This window comes from Corynebacterium sp. ED61, from assembly GCF_015233855.1.
GTDB classification, from domain to species: Bacteria; Actinomycetota; Actinomycetes; order Mycobacteriales; family Mycobacteriaceae; genus Corynebacterium; species Corynebacterium dentalis.
Map to the genome: position 1 here is coordinate 1 of NZ_JADGIT010000016.1, position 1,450 is coordinate 1,450.

Consider the following 1,450-nt stretch of genomic DNA (forward strand, 5'->3'; position numbering starts at 1 on the left):
GGGTGAGGCGTGATGCGTACCCGTTGTGGGGATGTTGGTGATCCTATGCTGTCGAGAAAAGCCTCTAGTGAGTGCATATATGGCCCGTACCCTAAACCGACACAGGTAGTCAGGTAGAGAATACTAAGGCGATCGGGTGAACTGTGGTTAAGGAACTCGGCAAATTGCCCCCGTAACTTCGGGAGAAGGGGGACCACTGCTGGTGACAGACTGATTTGAGCTGGTGGTGGTCGCAGAGAGTAGAGGGAAGCGACTGTTTACTAAAAACACAGGTCCGTGCGAAGACGATAAGTCGATGTATACGGACTGACGCCTGCCCGGTGCTGGAAGGTTAAGAGGACCTGTTAGGGCATTAATGTCCGAAGCGGAGAATTTAAGCCCCAGTAAACGGCGGTGGTAACTATAACCATCCTAAGGTAGCGAAATTCCTTGTCGGGTAAGTTCCGACCTGCACGAATGGCGTAACGACTTCCCTGCTGTCTCAACCACAGGCCCGGCGAAATTGCAGTACGAGTAAAGATGCTCGTTACGCGCGGCAGGACGAAAAGACCCCGGGACCTTCACTATAGCTTGGTATTGGTGTTTGGTTCGGTTTGTGTAGGATAGGTGGGAGACTGTGAAGCTATCACGCTAGTGGTGGTGGAGTCGTTGTTGAAATACCACTCTGATCGAATTGAGCATCTCAACCTCGGCCCATGATCTGGGTTAGGGACAGTGCCTGGTGGGTAGTTTAACTGGGGCGGTTGCCTCCCAAAGAGTAACGGAGGCGCCCAAAGGTTCCCTCAGCCTGGTTGGCAATCAGGTGTTGAGTGTAAGTGCACAAGGGAGCTTGACTGTGAGACTGACAGGTCGAGCAGGTACGAAAGTAGGGACTAGTGATCCGGCACCGGCTTGTGGAAGCGGTGTCGCTCAACGGATAAAAGGTACCCCGGGGATAACAGGCTGATCTTCCCCAAGAGTCCATATCGACGGGATGGTTTGGCACCTCGATGTCGGCTCGTCGCATCCTGGGGCTGGAGTAGGTCCCAAGGGTTGGGCTGTTCGCCCATTAAAGCGGCACGCGAGCTGGGTTTAGAACGTCGTGAGACAGTTCGGTCTCTATCCGCCGTGCGCGTTGAAACTTGAGAAAGGCTGACCCTAGTACGAGAGGACCGGGTTGGACATACCTCTGGTGGGCCAGTTGTCACGCCCGTGGCATGGCTGGTTGGCTACGTATGGGAGGGATAACCGCTGAAAGCATCTAAGCGGGAAGCCTGTTTCGAGATGAGGTTTCTTTTGAGGTTCCCTATAGATTATGGGGTTGATAGGCCGGATCTGGAAGCGCTGTAAAGTGTGGAGGTGACCGGTACTAATGGACCGAGACGATTTAACACAATCCCAATGTGTTTGGGTTGGTGTGTTGAGTTAGGTGAACGAGCAAAATATATGCGCATGTAACGAGAGTCACGCC

General features: G+C 53.4%; 1 rRNA gene. It reads left to right on the forward strand.

Going from position 1 to position 1,450, the window contains the following annotated elements:
* Positions 1-1,373, forward strand: a 23S ribosomal RNA gene (locus IM764_RS10290); the annotation flags it as partial.
* Positions 1,374-1,450 lie beyond the last annotated feature (77 nt).